The following is a 1171-nucleotide window of genomic DNA, read 5'->3' on the forward strand; positions in this document are numbered from 1 at the left end:
TAGGGAATCTCCGAACAAGTTTTCAAATGTGCTGAAATACGCCTGACCACCTGATCCGAGCCGCCTATGAGCCAGATGAGCTTTTCCGATTTCGAATACGCCGGCAAGCGCAAGCAGACACGCCGCGAACGCTTCCTCGCCGAGATGGATCAGGTCGTGCCCTGGACGGGTCTGCTGGGCCTGATCGAGCCGTTCTACCCCAAGGCCGGTGGCGGCAGAAAACCCTATCCTCTGGAAACCATGCTGCGTATTCATCTGTTGCAGAATTGGTTTTCCCTGAGCGATCCGACCATGGAAGAAGCGCTCTACGAAATCACGCCCATGCGCCAGTTTGCACGTTTGACCTTGAGCGCCCCGATACCTGAAGACACCACGATCATGAATTTCCGGCACTTATTGGAAAAGCATCAGCTTGCACCTGCAATCCTCGCGGTCATCAATGGTTATTTGCAGGACAAAGGCATGTCTCTGCGTCAGGGCACTATCGTCGATGCCACCATTATTCATGCTCCCAGTTCGACTAAAAACGAAGAGGGAAAGCGCGACCCCGAGATGCATCAGACCAAAAAAGGTAACCAGTATTTCTTCGGAATGAAGGCCCATATTGGCGCTGATGTCGAGTCCGGCTTGGTTCATCACGTCCACGGCACCGCCGCCAACGTCGCCGATGTCACACAGGTCGCCGAGCTTTTGCATGGCGAAGAAAATGCAGTGTATGCAGACGCCGGATACACCGGCGTTGAGAAGCGTGAAGAGCATGAAAATCGTGAAGTGATCTGGCAAATCGCGGCGCGCCGCAGCACCTATTCCAAGTTGAATAAACGCAGCGTGCTCTACAAGGCCAAGCGCAAGATTGAGTACTGCAAAGCCCAGACACGGGCCAAGGTCGAACATCCGTTTCGGGTGATCAAATGCCAATTTGGGTACGTGAAAGTGCGCTTTCGTGGGCTGATGAAAAACACGGCTCAGTTGACCACATTGTTCGCCCTGTCGAACCTGTGGATGGCTCGAAAACAACTGATGGGTATGGGCGAGTTGCGCGCTTAACATGGAAAACCGGGCGAAAAACGCCCTCGATGAACACTGCATCAGGTCGTTTTGAGCAAATAGCGCTGCGTGCCGTGCAAATTACGACTTGCGGCCGCCGCGCAGCAAGTTGATCGGAGCATCC

1 protein-coding gene is annotated in these 1171 nt (G+C 54.0%); it reads left to right on the forward strand.

Annotated features, from left to right (window positions below; all coding sequences use genetic code 11):
- The first annotated feature begins 66 nt into the window (after positions 1–66).
- Positions 67–1047, forward strand: a complete 981-nt coding sequence (locus tag TU74_RS22925; RefSeq protein ID WP_034113392.1) for an IS5 family transposase — start codon at positions 67–69, stop codon at positions 1045–1047.
- Positions 1048–1171: the final 124 nt, after the last annotated feature.

This window comes from Pseudomonas lundensis (genome assembly GCF_001042985.1).
GTDB lineage: Bacteria > Pseudomonadota > Gammaproteobacteria > Pseudomonadales > Pseudomonadaceae > Aquipseudomonas > Aquipseudomonas lundensis.